The 14372-nt window shown below is 46.6% G+C and carries 15 protein-coding genes; 5 read left to right on the top strand and 10 right to left on the bottom strand.

Annotation, left to right across the window (positions count from 1 at the left end):
• The first annotated feature begins 201 nt into the window (after positions 1–201).
• Positions 202–747, top strand: coding sequence for a gamma carbonic anhydrase family protein (locus VIB_RS16695; protein ID WP_004397614.1), 546 nt, complete (start codon positions 202–204; stop codon positions 745–747).
• A 55-nt stretch (positions 748–802) separates the two neighbouring features.
• Here VIB_RS16695 and VIB_RS16690 read toward each other — a convergent pair whose 3' ends face one another.
• From VIB_RS16690 to tsaC, 4 genes are read right to left on the bottom strand one after another with little or no spacing between them, the layout of a single operon-like run.
• Positions 803–1072, bottom strand: coding sequence for a DUF1488 family protein (locus VIB_RS16690; RefSeq protein WP_004397613.1), 270 nt, complete (start codon positions 1070–1072; stop codon positions 803–805).
• Positions 1069–1905 carry a shikimate dehydrogenase gene (gene aroE / locus VIB_RS16685; RefSeq protein WP_004397612.1) on the bottom strand — a complete coding sequence of 279 codons (837 nt, stop codon included), beginning with the start codon at positions 1903–1905 and terminating at the stop codon, positions 1069–1071. The genes VIB_RS16690 and aroE overlap by 4 nt, the downstream gene beginning before the upstream one ends.
• A gap of 60 nt (positions 1906–1965) precedes the next feature.
• The gene (hemF, locus tag VIB_RS16680) at positions 1966–2880 is read right to left on the bottom strand and encodes an oxygen-dependent coproporphyrinogen oxidase (RefSeq protein ID WP_004397611.1); all 915 of its coding nucleotides are present in this window, start codon (positions 2878–2880) and stop codon (positions 1966–1968) included.
• A 15-nt stretch (positions 2881–2895) separates the two neighbouring features.
• On the bottom strand, positions 2896–3453 hold the full coding sequence (gene tsaC, locus VIB_RS16675; RefSeq protein ID WP_040905825.1) for an L-threonylcarbamoyladenylate synthase type 1 TsaC: 558 nt from the start codon (positions 3451–3453) through the stop codon (positions 2896–2898).
• Between the two features lie 198 nt (positions 3454–3651).
• Between tsaC and purE the strand changes: the two genes are divergently transcribed.
• Complete coding sequence (gene purE / locus VIB_RS16670) at positions 3652–4137, top strand: 5-(carboxyamino)imidazole ribonucleotide mutase (RefSeq protein ID WP_004397609.1); 486 nt, start codon at positions 3652–3654, stop codon at positions 4135–4137.
• A gap of 4 nt (positions 4138–4141) precedes the next feature.
• Positions 4142–5233, top strand: coding sequence for a 5-(carboxyamino)imidazole ribonucleotide synthase (locus VIB_RS16665; RefSeq protein ID WP_004397608.1), 1092 nt, complete (start codon positions 4142–4144; stop codon positions 5231–5233).
• 73 nt (positions 5234–5306) lie between these two features.
• Here the strand turns inward: VIB_RS16665 and VIB_RS16660 are convergent, their stop codons facing one another.
• From VIB_RS16660 to glyQ, 3 genes are all read right to left on the bottom strand, one after another.
• Positions 5307–6575, bottom strand: coding sequence for a valine--pyruvate transaminase (locus VIB_RS16660; protein ID WP_004397607.1), 1269 nt, complete (start codon positions 6573–6575; stop codon positions 5307–5309).
• A gap of 203 nt (positions 6576–6778) precedes the next feature.
• The gene (glyS, locus tag VIB_RS16655; RefSeq protein WP_004397606.1) at positions 6779–8845 is read right to left on the bottom strand and encodes a glycine--tRNA ligase subunit beta; all 2067 of its coding nucleotides are present in this window, start codon (positions 8843–8845) and stop codon (positions 6779–6781) included.
• Position 8846: 1 nt separating this feature from the next.
• Positions 8847–9764: a glycine--tRNA ligase subunit alpha gene (gene glyQ, locus VIB_RS16650; RefSeq protein ID WP_004397605.1), complete on the bottom strand. Its 918-nt coding sequence runs from the start codon at positions 9762–9764 to the stop codon at positions 8847–8849.
• Positions 9765–10168: 404 nt separating this feature from the next.
• On the opposite strand from glyQ, the gene VIB_RS16645 reads away from it, so the two are divergent.
• On the top strand, positions 10169–10444 hold the full coding sequence (locus VIB_RS16645; protein WP_256593212.1) for a TMEM165/GDT1 family protein: 276 nt from the start codon (positions 10169–10171) through the stop codon (positions 10442–10444).
• A 148-nt stretch (positions 10445–10592) separates the two neighbouring features.
• Positions 10593–10853, top strand: coding sequence for a hypothetical protein (locus VIB_RS16640; RefSeq protein ID WP_040905811.1), 261 nt, complete (start codon positions 10593–10595; stop codon positions 10851–10853).
• A 136-nt stretch (positions 10854–10989) separates the two neighbouring features.
• Here VIB_RS16640 and tusA read toward each other — a convergent pair whose 3' ends face one another.
• The 3 genes from tusA to ilvA all read right to left on the bottom strand — a co-directional run bounded on the left by tusA (position 10990) and on the right by ilvA (position 14369).
• Entirely contained in the window at positions 10990–11238 is a 249-nt protein-coding gene (gene tusA, locus VIB_RS16635) for a sulfurtransferase TusA (protein ID WP_040905808.1), read from the bottom strand.
• A gap of 272 nt (positions 11239–11510) precedes the next feature.
• Positions 11511–12491, bottom strand: a complete 981-nt coding sequence (acuI, locus tag VIB_RS16630; protein ID WP_004397598.1) for an acrylyl-CoA reductase (NADPH) — start codon at positions 12489–12491, stop codon at positions 11511–11513.
• A gap of 348 nt (positions 12492–12839) precedes the next feature.
• Entirely contained in the window at positions 12840–14369 is a 1530-nt protein-coding gene (gene ilvA, locus VIB_RS16625; protein ID WP_040905805.1) for a threonine ammonia-lyase, biosynthetic, read from the bottom strand.
• Between the last annotated feature and the right edge of the window lie 3 nt (positions 14370–14372).

Here is a 14372-nt window from a genome sequence, read left to right as displayed (position 1 = left end):
CCTCAACCAACACTGCCTGAAGCCTTGTGGCGCCTGCCGTGTCAGTGAGGTCGCATTATAGGGAGCCTGGTTAACTTGGCAAGTGCTTTTTTGCTTTTTTTGTTATTTTTAGCTTAAAAGGCTAATTATTGCTCAAAAAAGCCGTTTCTAGTACTATTCTTAGCTTATTTACTGCAATTTAAGCCTGTTAAGGATGGTTTGATGAGTTCTATCCGAAGTTATAAAGGGGTATTACCGACGCTAAATGAACGTGTCTATATAGATAACAGTTCTGTATTAGTTGGCGATATCACGATTGAGAATGATGCCAGCATTTGGCCTTTAGTCGTGGCACGTGGTGACGTCAACCATATCCGTATCGGTGCACGCACCAATATACAAGATGGTAGCGTTTTACACGTCACCCATAAAAATAACCACAATCCTAATGGTTATCCGTTACTGATCGGTAATGATGTCACCATTGGCCATAAAGTCATGCTGCACGGCTGCACCATTCACGATCGGGTTCTGGTGGGAATGGGCTCTATTATTCTTGATGGGGCAATCATTGAAAGTGACGTTATGATAGGTGCGGGTAGCTTAGTACCGCCCGGAAAAATCTTAGTCAGTGGCTATCTGTACGTAGGAAGCCCAGTGAAACAAGCCCGTAAGCTGACTGAAGGGGAGCAACAATTTTTACTGCAATCAGCAAGTAACTATGTACAAACCAAAAATGAGTACTTAGCTGAACAATCGCAAATCTAGCTATATCATTGCTCTAGATCTATTGACCTTTCGTTCGAGCCCTCCCATGAGGTGTTTACGGTTTTAGCACCTCAATCATACCTGCTGAAGTAAAACACTCTTCTTCAATTAGCTGCTCCGCTCGTTCTTCAATATCAAAACGCCACTCACTAAAAACCGTCAGTGCCTGCTGTGGAGTGGTCATCGTCACCCCAGACCAAGATTGCAGCTCAGATAGAGAAATAAAACAACGGATAAGCGCACCACTCTGCTGCGCGGAAAACTCAACCGCTTGCTGCTGCTCATTCCACTGTTGATCATCAGTAAATAAAATTGCTTGGTTCATACACCACCAGATAAATTTTTTCTTAATTCACGTAGCACTTGCTTAGTCCCTGGGCGTAACCCTCGCCATAACATAAAGCTTTCTGCTGCTTGTGCGACTAACATGCCTAGCCCGTCATAAACTGAATGGCATCCTTGTTCCTTAGCCCACTGATTAAACGCCGTTGGTTGCTTACTGTACATCATGTCGTAAGCAATGCTACGCGGGCTAAAAATAGTCTCAGATACCTTCGGTCGCTCTCCATCCAAGCTGGCTGAGGTCGAGTTAATGACAAGATCAAACGGCGTATACCGTTGACTCATTGGTTGGGCGATCACGGCGCCATAAACAGAAAACTGCTGTGCAAGACCTTCCGCTTTGGATAATGTCCGGTTAGTGATCACAATAAGCTCCGGCTGTTGATCCAATAGCGGCTTGATAACGCCTCGAGCAGCCCCACCCGCACCAATTAATAAAATCTTCGCCCCAGCCAACGGGACTTGATGCTGCAGCAAGTCTTGAACCAAACCTTCTCCATCGGTGTTATCACCGAGCACTTCTCCATCATCCAGTTTTTTCAGAGTGTTGACAGCACCAGCTAATTGCGCTCGCTCTGTTAAACGATCCGCCAGCTGAAAGGCCTGCTCTTTAAACGGTACGGTCACATTGCAACCTTTACCGCCGTGGGCAAAAAATTCGTTGATCGCCTGCTCAAAACCATCAATCGCTGCCATCTGTGCCGTGTAGTTCATGCTTTGATTGGTTTGACGTGCAAACAAGCCATGAATAAAGGGCGATTTACTGTGCCCAATGGGATTGCCAAAGACGGCATAACGATCGTGTTGATATTCCATGTCATTAACCTAAATTAACCAAAGTATCTTTTCAGACCCTATCACTGCGTTGATTTTCTGTCACCAATCGCGTGGTACTAAAAATTCCGCCAATTTAGCCTCTGGGCTATTCGGCTCTGGCTGGTAATTGTATTCCCAGCGCACTAACGGTGGCATCGACATCAGTATTGACTCGGTACGCCCTCCAGTTTGTAGCCCAAATAGCGTCCCTCGGTCATAGACTAAGTTAAATTCCACGTATCGACCACGGCGATATAACTGAAATTGCCGCTGCGCTTCACCATAGGCCGTCTCTTTACGTCGCGCAACAATCGGTAAGTAAGCTTCAGTGTATCCTTTACCAACCGCTTGCATATAGGCAAAACACTCAGCAAATGGCCATTGGTTTAAGTCGTCGAAAAAGAGCCCACCGACACCGCGAGTCTCGTTACGGTGCGGTAAAAAGAAGTAATCATCACACCAAGCCTTATGTTCAGCATAAACCTGATCACCAAAAGGAGAACACAAGGTTCGCGCTGTGGCATGCCATGCTTGCACATCCTCTAAAAATGGGTAAAACGGCGTTAAATCAAAGCCTCCACCAAACCACCAAATGGGCGTTTCTCCCTCTTTTTCAGCAATAAAAAAGCGCACATTGGCATGAGAGGTGGGTACAAAAGGGTTATGCGGATGCATCACTAACGACACACCCATCGCTTCAAAGCGCCGACCAGCTAACTCCGGACGGTGAGCGGTGGCGGATGCTGGCATTTGTTGACCAGTAACATGAGAAAAATTAACGCCACCTTGCTCAAATACCAAGCCGTCGGTCATTACTCGTGTTCGCCCACCGCCGCCCAAGCGTTCGCCCGGCTCACGATGCCAGATTTCTTCGACAAACTTGGCCTTGCCATCGGCCTGTTCTAATTGCTGGCAAATACTGTCTTGTAACTCAAGCAAAAACTGCTTTACCGCTTGCTTATCAATGTCTGGCATCGTCGATTTCCTTGCTTAACCTTGTCTTAAAATTTGACCCGTTTTCGCGTCACGAATTTCACTCGGTTTATTTCTACCACCAGTTTCACCGCGTAAAATAGCTGGCAGATGCTCACCCAGTTGCTGCTCAACTTGCTCAGTGGTCATACACGGCGGCAGCCCTGTTAAATTAGCACTGGTCGAGGTAAGCGGTTTACCGAACGCATTACATAACTGTTGTACCAGTGGATGATCGGTGACTCGCACCGCAATCGAGTCAAACTGACCGCTGACCCATGACGAGACTTTCTGACTAGCAGGCATCACCCATGTAACGGGTCCCGGCCAAGTCGCATGAATCGTCGCCAATTGTTCTGCGCTTAGTTGGCTTTCATCAATATACGGCAACAATTGCAGATAAGAGGCCGCAATCAAAATCAAGCCTTTTTCTACCGGTCGCTGTTTCAGCGTGAGTAGTTTTTCAATGGCTTGCGGGTTATCCGGATCGCATCCGACACCAAATACCCCTTCGGTTGGATAGGCAATAACATCACCATCACGTAATGCCTGTAAACAGAATTGAAAATTATCCACGATACCTTTCTCTTGTGACATTTAATCGACTCACTGAGTTTACAAATTCTGGCTGAAACAGGCTAAAGCTATTTAATGACAAATGGTATCTTTGGCAAAATAACCATGACGCAAACGTTTTCCTAAGAAAAAAATACTCGTATAATGCGCGCAAATAACCCATTCACCCTAATGTGATGATGTTTGAAGGAGTTGGAAATGAAAGTGGCGATTATTATGGGTTCGAAATCCGATTGGCCAACCATGAAGCTAGCCGCAGAGATGTTGGAGCAATTTGGGATCGATTATGAAACCAAGGTGGTGTCTGCTCACCGAACTCCTCAACTACTGGCTGATTATGCTAGCAGCGCTCAGCAACGAGGCATTAAAGTTATCATCGCCGGCGCCGGCGGTGCAGCGCATTTACCAGGCATGACCGCGGCGTTTACTAGCTTACCGGTACTCGGCGTACCAGTGCAGTCAAAAGCGCTGAATGGCATGGACTCATTACTCTCCATCGTGCAAATGCCAAAAGGCATTGCGGTCGGGACGCTGGCTATCGGTGAAGCGGGAGCCGCTAATGCTGGCTTATTAGCCGCACAAATCCTAGCCACACATGATCACCATATCATGGCAAAAATCGATGCCTTTCGTTTAGCGCAAACCGAAACCGTGCTCGCCAACCCCAATCCAGCAGAGGACTAATCACATGCAAGTTTTAGTCTTAGGGGCTGGCCAATTAGCTCGCATGATGGCGCTAGCAGGCACTCCGCTGAATATTGAGATCCATGCGTTTGATGTAACAACCGGTAATATCGTGCAGCCGATCACGGGGCAAGTCATCGGCCAAGGGCTAGCTCTGGCCATTGACCAAGCGGATGTGATTACCGCTGAATTTGAACATATTCCTGATGATGTACTTGAGCAATGTGCGCAAAGTGGCAAGCTGTTACCGAACCAAACGGCCATCAAAGCTGGTGGCAATCGGCAGCGTGAAAAAGTATTGCTTCAGCAAGCTGGCGTCAATAGTGCGCAATACGCCATCGTACACTCTCGTGACGATTTGCTCACTGCTATCGAAACCATTGGACTACCGATGGTATTAAAAAGCACTCTGGGTGGTTATGATGGCAAAGGTCAATGGCGTCTCAAACAAGCGCAAGATATTGATAACATTTGGCCCGAGCTACAAGACTGCTTAGCAAGCTCAGCGCAACAAACCATCATTGCAGAGCAATTTATCGCTTTTGATCGCGAAGTCTCGCTGATTGGCGCTAGAGGACAAGATGGCAGCATAGTGACCTATCCCCTGACGGAAAATGTGCACACCAATGGCGTGTTGAGTTTATCCACCTCGTTGGATGATCTCGCGCTACAACAACAGGCCGAAAGCATCTTTCGCGCGGTAGCTGAGCAATTAGACTATGTGGGCGTACTGGCTTTAGAATTTTTTGATATCAGCGGGCAGCTATTGGTCAATGAAATTGCTCCTCGAGTGCATAACTCCGGTCACTGGACACAACAAGGTGCCGAAACCTGTCAATTTGAAAACCATTTGCGCGCCGTATGCGGTTTACCATTGGGTAGCACGCAACTGATCCGCCCGACAGCGATGATTAACATCTTAGGCCTTGATAGCCTGCCGGACGCGTTGCTTGCGATGGAAGGGTGTCATGTCCATTGGTATGGCAAACAAAAACGCCCGGGGCGTAAAATGGGCCATATTAATATCAGTGCCGATTCACGCCTCAGCCAGCTATTGGATAAAGAGGATTTTCCTGCGCTGCACAAAGATGATTAAACGCTGACTCATCGCCTAAAACCACGCCAGCCACACATTAGGCTGGCGGTGGTGATAACAGCCCCTAATACCTTCAGCAGATCGATGACTGCTCAGCTTGCTGATAAGCCTTAGCGACTTCTTCGGCGATAATCTGAATACCTTTTTGCATTTCCTGATCATCTTGCACGTAGTTCATCCGTAGACATTGATGAGCATGTGACCAGTCTTGCTGCTGCCCAATAAAGAAATATTCACCAGGAACAACCAATACTCCTCGTGCTTTAAGACGCTGATACAGCGCCATAGTGCTGATCGGCAATTCATCAAACCACAGCCATAGGAAAATCGCCCCTTCAGGTTTGTGAATGCGAAAGCGCGGGTCAGGTATCGCCTGCTGAAGTAACTTCACCGCGGTTTGTGATTTTTGTTGATAAAATGGGCGAATAACTTCGTCACTCAAGCGCAGTAAATCCCCTCGTTCAATCATATGTTGAGCTATCGCGGGGCCAACACTGCCGGGGGCTAAACTAATAATGCCATTCATATTGGTTAAAGCTTGAGTCACCGTTTCATTGGCTATCACAATGCCGCAACGTACGCCTGGTAATCCAAGTTTGGATAAGCTCATGCATAAAATGGTATTGTCATTCCAAAACGGTTCAACCTGTTCAAAAATGATATTGGGGAATGGCACACCATAAGCATTATCTATGATCAACGGAATACCATTATCCCGCGCTAACTGATCGAGCTTATGGATCTCATCTTCGGTCAAGACATTACCCGTCGGGTTGGTGGGACGAGAGGCGCAGATCGCCGCGATGGAGGAATCGACCGTTAACTGGTTAAAGTCGACATGGTATTTGAATAACCCATCATCAAGCATTTCAATCTCGGGGCGATAAGAGATAAACAGATCGTCATCAATCCCTGCATCGCCATAACCAATGTATTCCGGAGCCAACGGCAGTAAAATCTTCTTATGCGATCCATTGGGCTGCTGACCGGCGAATAAGTTAAACAGATAGAAAAAACCACTTTGGCTACCATTGGTTAAGCTGATGTTTTTCTCACTAATTTCCCAGCCATAAGTCGTTTTTAGTAGCGCAGCGAGTGATTTAACGAAACGATCTTTGCCTTGTGGTCCATCGTAATTACTCAACGCAGCGATCAGCTCACCATTACTCAGCATCTCAGCGCTGGTTTGATGAAAATAGTCGATCATCGCTGGTATTGCGGCAGGATTTCCGCCACCGAGCATGATGGCTCCTGGTGTGCGCAGACCATCATTCAAATCATCCATTAATTGAGTAATACCGGAATACTGATTAAATTTTTCACCAAATTTTGAAAACTGCATTGCTGACTGCCTAATTCATGATTGTATTTGCTTGCTTAAAGGAGCATAAAACGATGCCATGCTCATCGATCAATCCTTGAACATACCGTAATGCTTTTACCTATCAAAGTACTATTTTTGAACACCTGAGTATTCAGTTGAAAAAAAGCCCAACTCATTAGAGTTGGGCTTCAATCACAAACCGTATGGTTTATTGCTAATCATTACTTTTGTAAAAGAGAAATGTCAGCAATTTGCAGGAATAAGTTACGTAAGTCGTTAAGCAAAGTTAAACGGTTTTGCTTTAGCGCTTCATCGTCAGCCATCACCATCACGTTATCAAAGAACGCATCAACAGGTTCACGTAGTGAGGCCAATTGACTCAGTGCTTGCTGATAATCACCTGACGCAAAGACTGGCTCAAGGGCTTCGCTCATCACCGCCACGTCTTGTCCCAAGGCTTTTTCTGCCGGCTCTTGCAGCAAGGCGAGATCAACCTCAGCAGGCAACTGACCAGCAAATTTCGCGAGAATATTCCCAACCCGTTTATTGGCCGCAGCCAACGCTTCTGCCGCCTCTAATTCACGGAAGTGCGACACGGCTTTTACGCGCTGATCGAAATCAGCCGGCTTGGTTGGACGACGCGCCAATACCGCTTGAATAACATCTACGCTAAAGCCTTCGTCTTGATACCAAGCGCGGAAACGACCCAGCATAAATTCAATCACATCGTGTTCAACCGCTTGATTAGTCAAACGATCACCAAATAAGGACTTAGCTTTCGCGACTAAATCCACTAAGTCAAGCTTGTAGCCGTATTCAACAATGATCCGCAGCACACCTAAAGAAGCGCGGCGCAAAGCAAAAGGATCAGAACCTTTTGGTGCTTGGCCGATCCCGAAAATACCAACGATGGTATCCAGTTTATCCGCCATTGCTAGCGCAGAAGAAACCCCATCAGTCGGCAACTGATCACCAGCAAAGCGCGGCATATACTGCTCGTTCATCGCCAATGCTACCGCTTCTGGCTCACCATCATGACGCGCATAATGCATACCCATTACGCCTTGAGTGTCGGTAAACTCAAACACCATTGAGGTCATTAAATCACATTTAGCGAGTAAGCCTGCACGTTTAGCTTGTGCAACGTCAGCGCCAATTTGCTCTGCAATATAACCGGCTAACTCCGTGATTCGGTCGGTTTTATCTTTAATTGTGCCCAATTTCTGCTGGAAAATCGCCGTTTCAAGCTGTGGTAAGCGATCAATCAGCTTACTCTTGAGATCGGTATTAAAGAAGAATTCAGCATCAGCCAAACGTGGACGTACCACCTTTTCGTTACCTTCGATAACGTGGCGTGGCTCTTTAGACTCAATGTTGGTAACAAAGATAAAGTTGGGTAAGAGTTGCTTATTAGCGTCATACACTGGGAAGTATTTTTGGTCACCTTTCATGGTGTACACCAACGCTTCCGACGGCACATTGAGGAATTTCTCTTCAAATTTAGCCGTTAAAACCACCGGCCATTCCACTAACGCGGTGACTTCTTCCACTAAATCGTCGTCAAGTTCCGCAATACCACCCACTTGTTGTGCCGCTTGCTGAGCTCCCGCGATGATCGTCGCTTTACGCGTCTCATAGTCGGCAATCACTTTACCGCGTTGCTCTAAAATGTCTGGATACTGCTGGGCGGAGTCGATGGTAAATTCTTTCTCACCCATAAAACGGTGACCACGAATGGTGCGTGCTGAAGCCACGCCTAAAATTTCGCCGTCGATCAACTCATCACCAAGCAGAATAGTCAAGGTTTTTACTGGACGAATAAATTGAGTCTCTTTATCGCCCCAGCGCATTGGCTTAGCGATAGGCAAGTTGGCCAATGCTTTGGCAGCCAGCTCAACGACAATCGCTTTCGCCGCTTGACCTTTCACTTCTTGTTTGAACAGCAACCACTCACCTTGCTCAGTTTTGAGGCGATCGGCTTGCTCAACGGTAATCCCATTACCACGCGCCCAACCTTGTGCTGCTTTAGTCGGGTTACCTTGTGCATCAAAAGCCACAGACACCGCAGGTCCACGTTTTTCTAGAACTTTATCCGCTTGCTTTTCGGCAAGATTAGCGACTTTCAGCGCCAAACGGCGCGGGGTCGCAAACCATTTTATGCCGTCATGAGTCAACTCTGCCGCGGCAAGTTCTGTACTAAAATTGGCGGCAAACGCTTCAGCTAAAGTGCGCAGCTGCTTTGGTGGTAACTCTTCTGTACCCAGTTCGATTAGAAATTCTTTGGCCATGTTATTTATCCTCACCCTTTTTACACATTGGGAAGCCTAGCGCTTCGCGAGAGGCGTAATACGCTTCAGCAACCGCTTTAGTGAGGTTGCGGATACGCAGGATATAACGTTGGCGCTCAGTCACCGAAATCGCCTTACGAGCGTCAAGCAGGTTAAATGCATGACCCGCTTTTAAAATCCGCTCATAGGCCGGTAATGGTAATGGTTTTTCGAGTTCAAGCAGATACTGGCACTCTTTCTCACACTGATCGAAGAAGGTGAACAGAAAATCCACATCCGCGTGTTCAAAGTTGTAGGTTGACTGCTCGACTTCATTTTGATGGAAAATATCGCCATAGGTTACTTTACCTAATGGACCATCTGTCCAGACTAAATCATAAACAGAATCAACACCCTGAATATACATCGCCAGACGTTCAATACCGTAAGTGATTTCCCCGGTTACTGGTTTGCACTCAAGACCACCAACTTGTTGGAAGTAAGTAAACTGGGTCACTTCCATACCGTTAAGCCATACTTCCCAGCCTAATCCCCATGCGCCTAAGGTTGGGTTTTCCCAGTTATCTTCGACGAAACGAATATCGTGAACCAGCGGGTCAACACCCAATACCTCAAGTGATCCAAGATACAGCTCTTGAATATTATCCGGTGATGGTTTGATGATGACTTGAAATTGATAGTAGTGCTGTAGGCGGTTCGGGTTTTCACCATAACGACCGTCGGTTGGACGACGAGAAGGTTGAACATACGCCGTGGCGATAGGCTCTGGGCCGATAGCTCGCAGGCATGTCATTGGGTGAGAGGTGCCTGCACCAACTTCCATATCTAATGGTTGAACAATGGTACAGCCTTGTTGGGCCCAATAATCCTGCAGCGCGAGGATCATACCCTGAAAGGTTTTGATATCGTATTTTTGCATAGTCAGGTTCGCGCGATTCTTCTGTTTGAATTGATAAGAAATAGCGAACAAGTATACCGAGATATTCGCTCAGCGAGTAGGGGTAATCTTGCTTAATTAATGGTCAAAAATCCCTTTTAGGGCAATTTACACCATGGATTGTGGCAAATTATCCCAAAAATAAGCCTTGAGGTCATTTGAGACTTGAGATTTTTTAACAGCCTGATTAGAATTGCGCCGTCTTTGGGGAGTAGCTTGCCGGTAAGAGGGTTTAATCTTAACGGTTCGTTCGTCAACATGATTGGTGCCAAATCACCATGGCGTCCGAGGCTAAAGTCATTTTAGCTGAGCAAGACCTTAGGCAAACAACGCGAACCGGGGTGGGGCGTGGCGTTTGTCTATGGTTATTATAATTATCCCGCCCCATTGAGCCTGTCGTGAGCGTATTAGCTATTTCAATTACTACCGTCGCCTTAGCTGAAATTGGCGACAAAACCCAAATAGCCACTTCCATCTTAGGTGCCCAATATGCCGACGCCTTATTGTGGGTCATTTTAGGCACCACGATTGGTATGCTGTTGGCTAATGTCCCTGTCGTAGTGATCGGTAAATTATCGGCCAATAAACTACCACTAGCCCTGATCCGAAAAATCACCGCGATTTTATTTGTCGGCTTAGCGATTGGCGCAGCGCTATTTTAAGACCCAACAACTGAGCTTTTTCGATAAAAATTGTTAGCACTGGATCACGCTCTTGATGAAAAGCGATTAAGAGCGTGATGTTCGCCATATTCGTATCACTATTGCCGTGCTAGGTTAAACCTATCGTGGTGCGGTAAGAGGGTTAATTATGCTGACACGCTATACAGGAATGACCGCCAAAAGTCAGAGCTACTTATTCACTTTTGGCTTTCTACTCACCTTATTAGGTATGACGTTAACCAATATGTGGCTGCCGATGGTCGCCGGAGCGATTATTATGGCTGCTCTGACTGTCGAAGCTTGGATCCGAGTCGCCTACATCATTCCAATGCATAACGAATTAAGGACTTTGCAGCAACAAGTCAATAAACTGCAAGCTGAAATCCGAGCGATTGAGTACCAAGAATAAACTTCATCCGCAATCAGCAGATATAATCAACATTCATGCTGGTTACTCTAGAGATGATAAGGTAAGGCGCATCATATTGCTGCCTTACTTTTATCGACTAAATTCCCATCCATCATCGTTGCCAAAGACTTCAAAACTAGACTAAACCTTTTTTGATCAAGTACTGGTAAGGCAACTGCTCAGTTTGCTGCGCCAACAGTTGATGATCCATAAAGCGGCAAAAACTGGGGATATCTCGAGTCGTGGAAGGATCATCCGCCATCACCAATAACACATCGCCAGCTTGCATGGTGCGAATGGTCTTTCGCACCATCATTACTGGTTCAGGGCAACGCAGTCCTTGTGCATCAAGGGAATGGGTCGCTAATGTTGAGTCAAATGTCATGCAAAAACCTAATCGAGTAGCAAAATAAGGCGTAGATAATACGGCTGGAGAAAAAATATTCAATAATCACTTGGCAAAATCAATCCTATCGACTACATTTATTAACATCAATTTAACCAATCATTAACACCAATCTCCGCTAATAACGCTTCAATTTTTCTTGGGCTTCCCCGCTGTATGGCGGGATTTTTTTTGCTATTTACCTAAGCGCAAAACTAAGACACAACAAATCGCTCAGCGTCTTAGTTTTGATTAATCACGGCTATCTTCTATTAGAGTTTAATCACTACTCGGCCAGTCACTTGGCCTTGCGTAATCGCCTGTGCAAATTCAGGCACCTGCTCAAGAGTGATCTCGTGGCACGCTTGCGCAAAATAACTGGCAGGTAAATATTGAGAGAGACTCTGCCATGCTGCGACACGTTTTTCTGGTGGGCAAGAGACGGAATCGACGCCTTGCAAGCGTACATTACGTAAAATAAATGGCATCACTGTCGTCGGTAAATCAAAGCCACCCGCTAAACCACACGCCGCAACGGTGCTATTGTAATCCATTTGCGCTAACACTTTGGCTAATACTTTGCTGCCTACGGTATCAATCGCCCCAGCCCAAAGCTGCTTTTCCAGAGGACGAGCGGGCTCTTCAAACTCAACCCGATCAATAATTCGACTGGCACCGAGTTTTTCGAGTAGTGGACCATTTTGTTCAACACGACCAGTGACCGCCGCAACTTTATAACCTAGATTAGCTAATAGTGTTACTGCAACAGAACCAACACCGCCACTGGCACCAGTAACGAGGATTTCACCTTGTTCAGGTTTAATGCCTGCATCTAACAGAGCTTGAACACAGAGCATAGCGGTAAAGCCCGCAGTGCCAATCATCATTGCTTGTTTACTGTCCAACCCAGAAGCTAACGGCACGAGCCAATCGGCTTGCAAACGAGCCTTTTGTGCCATACCGCCCCAATGATTTTCACCCACGCCCCATCCGGTTAACACCACTTGATCGCCGCTTTGGTAACGAGCATCCTTAGACTCAATCACTTTGCCCGCGAGATCTATCCCTGGAACCATAGGGAAGTTACGAATGATTTTACCTTTGCCGGTAATCGCCAAACCATCTTTATAATTGAGCGAGGAGTACTCCACGGCAACCAATACTTCTCCGGCGGGCAATTGAGTTTCATCGAGTGATTCGATGGTCGCGGTTGTGGCTTTTTCTTGCTGGTTGAGGATTAGCGCTTTAAACATTCGGATCTCCTTGCTGATAATTAACAATGCAGACGTGGTGCCGCAATCAATGAACTCACCATGACGACAATAAAAACATTAGCTTCAATTCAAATAGCCACAGTATACGTAAACCTCGGCAGTAATGATTGGGTGCATAGTTAGATTACCGATACCATGATCACAAAGCTATACCCAAACGACTTGAAGCTGCAGGTAGGCGGCAAGTGAGTGAATCCCCATGAGCATAGGCAAACGATGTGCTTGGGGTGAACGAATGTAGCCAGCACCGCTGCAGCTTCAAGTAGGAAGAGTATAATCGACAAAAAAATGCCAGTCATTGGACTGGCATGCTGAACTTTAACTCAGTTAAGAGAGAAAAAAATGATAAGCGGAATTATTGGTTTCATCTTTATATTGATAACCCAGCTCATAAAGATGAGCAGAAAAACGCGATAAGTCGCTCTCTTCCAGTTCAAAGCCACACAGTACCCGACCATAATCAGCGCCATGATTGCGATAATTAAATAAGCTAATATTCCAATGGGTGCCTAAGGTACTCAAAAATTTGAGTAATGCACCTGGGTATTCTGGAAACTCAAAGCTGTACAAGCGCTCTTTGAGCGGCTTCGAAGGTTTACCACCTATCATGTAACGCACATGTAGCTTAGCCATTTCATCGTCAGACAGATCAACCACCGGATAACCGCCTTGACGCAAATCATGGATAATATGCTGCAGCTCCTCTTGACCGCCCAACAAACGTACGCCAACAAAGATATTAGCCAGCTTGTCATCGTTATAGCGATAGTTGAACTCGGTGACCGCACGACCGCCGATAATATGGCAAAACTCAAAAAACGCGCCTTGCCGTTCAGGTATCGTCACCGCCAAAAGTCCTTCACGCTTTTCACCCAGCTCACAACGCTCAGAGACATAACGTAAACCATGAAAGTTAGTATTCGCACCCGATAACACCGTACCAAGCTGCTTATCCACTAACTGGTGCTGTTCAGCAAACTTCTTCAATCCAGCTAAGGCTAAGGCCCCTGAAGGCTCGGCAATCGCGCGCGTGTCTTCGAAGATATCTTTAACCGCCGAGCAGATTTCATCGCTTGATACCGTAATGTGGCCATCAATATATTGCTGACACAAACGGAAGGTTTCATCACCAATCCGCTTCACTGCCACACCATCGGCAAACATGCTGACTTGATCAAGTACCACAGGTTGACCGGCATCTAAAGCGGCTTTTAAACACGCTGAATCTTCTGGCTCGACGGCAATCACTTGAATATCAGGCATCAACTGCTTGATGAGTACCGCCACTCCTGCGGCTAACCCACCCCCACCCACCGGCAGGAAAATATAATCGAGATGACCGTTTTGCTGCAGCATCTCCATACCAATCGTTCCTTGACCTGCAATCACCAATGGGTGATCAAAAGGCGGCACAAAAGTATAGCCATGCTGAGCGGCTAATCGTTCCGCTTCTGCTTTCGCTTCATCAAAGTTATTGCCATGCAAAATCACCACGCCACCAAAGCCACGAACGGCTTCGACTTTAATATCTGGGGTGGTTTTGGGCATCACGATCGTGGTTTTAATGCCTAATTTAGTCCCAGATAACGCCATACCCTGCGCATGGTTACCCGCAGAGGCAGCAATTACCCCAGCGTGTTTTTGCTCATCGGATAAGCTCGATACCATATTATAAGCACCGCGCAATTTAAATGAGTGCACGGGTTGACGGTCTTCTCGTTTTAACTGCACACGGTTTTGAATACGCGCCGATAGGCGCGGCATTGCTTGTAGTGGCGTCACTAACGCCACATCATAGACCGGTGCACGCAAAATTTGCCGTAAATACTCCGCGCCCGTTTGCTTACTGGCACTCATCCG

Origin of the sequence: Vibrio metschnikovii CIP 69.14 (assembly GCF_000176155.1) — a bacterium.
Taxonomy (GTDB): domain Bacteria; phylum Pseudomonadota; class Gammaproteobacteria; order Enterobacterales; family Vibrionaceae; genus Vibrio; species Vibrio metschnikovii.
This window is presented reverse-complemented; position numbering and strand designations above follow the sequence as displayed.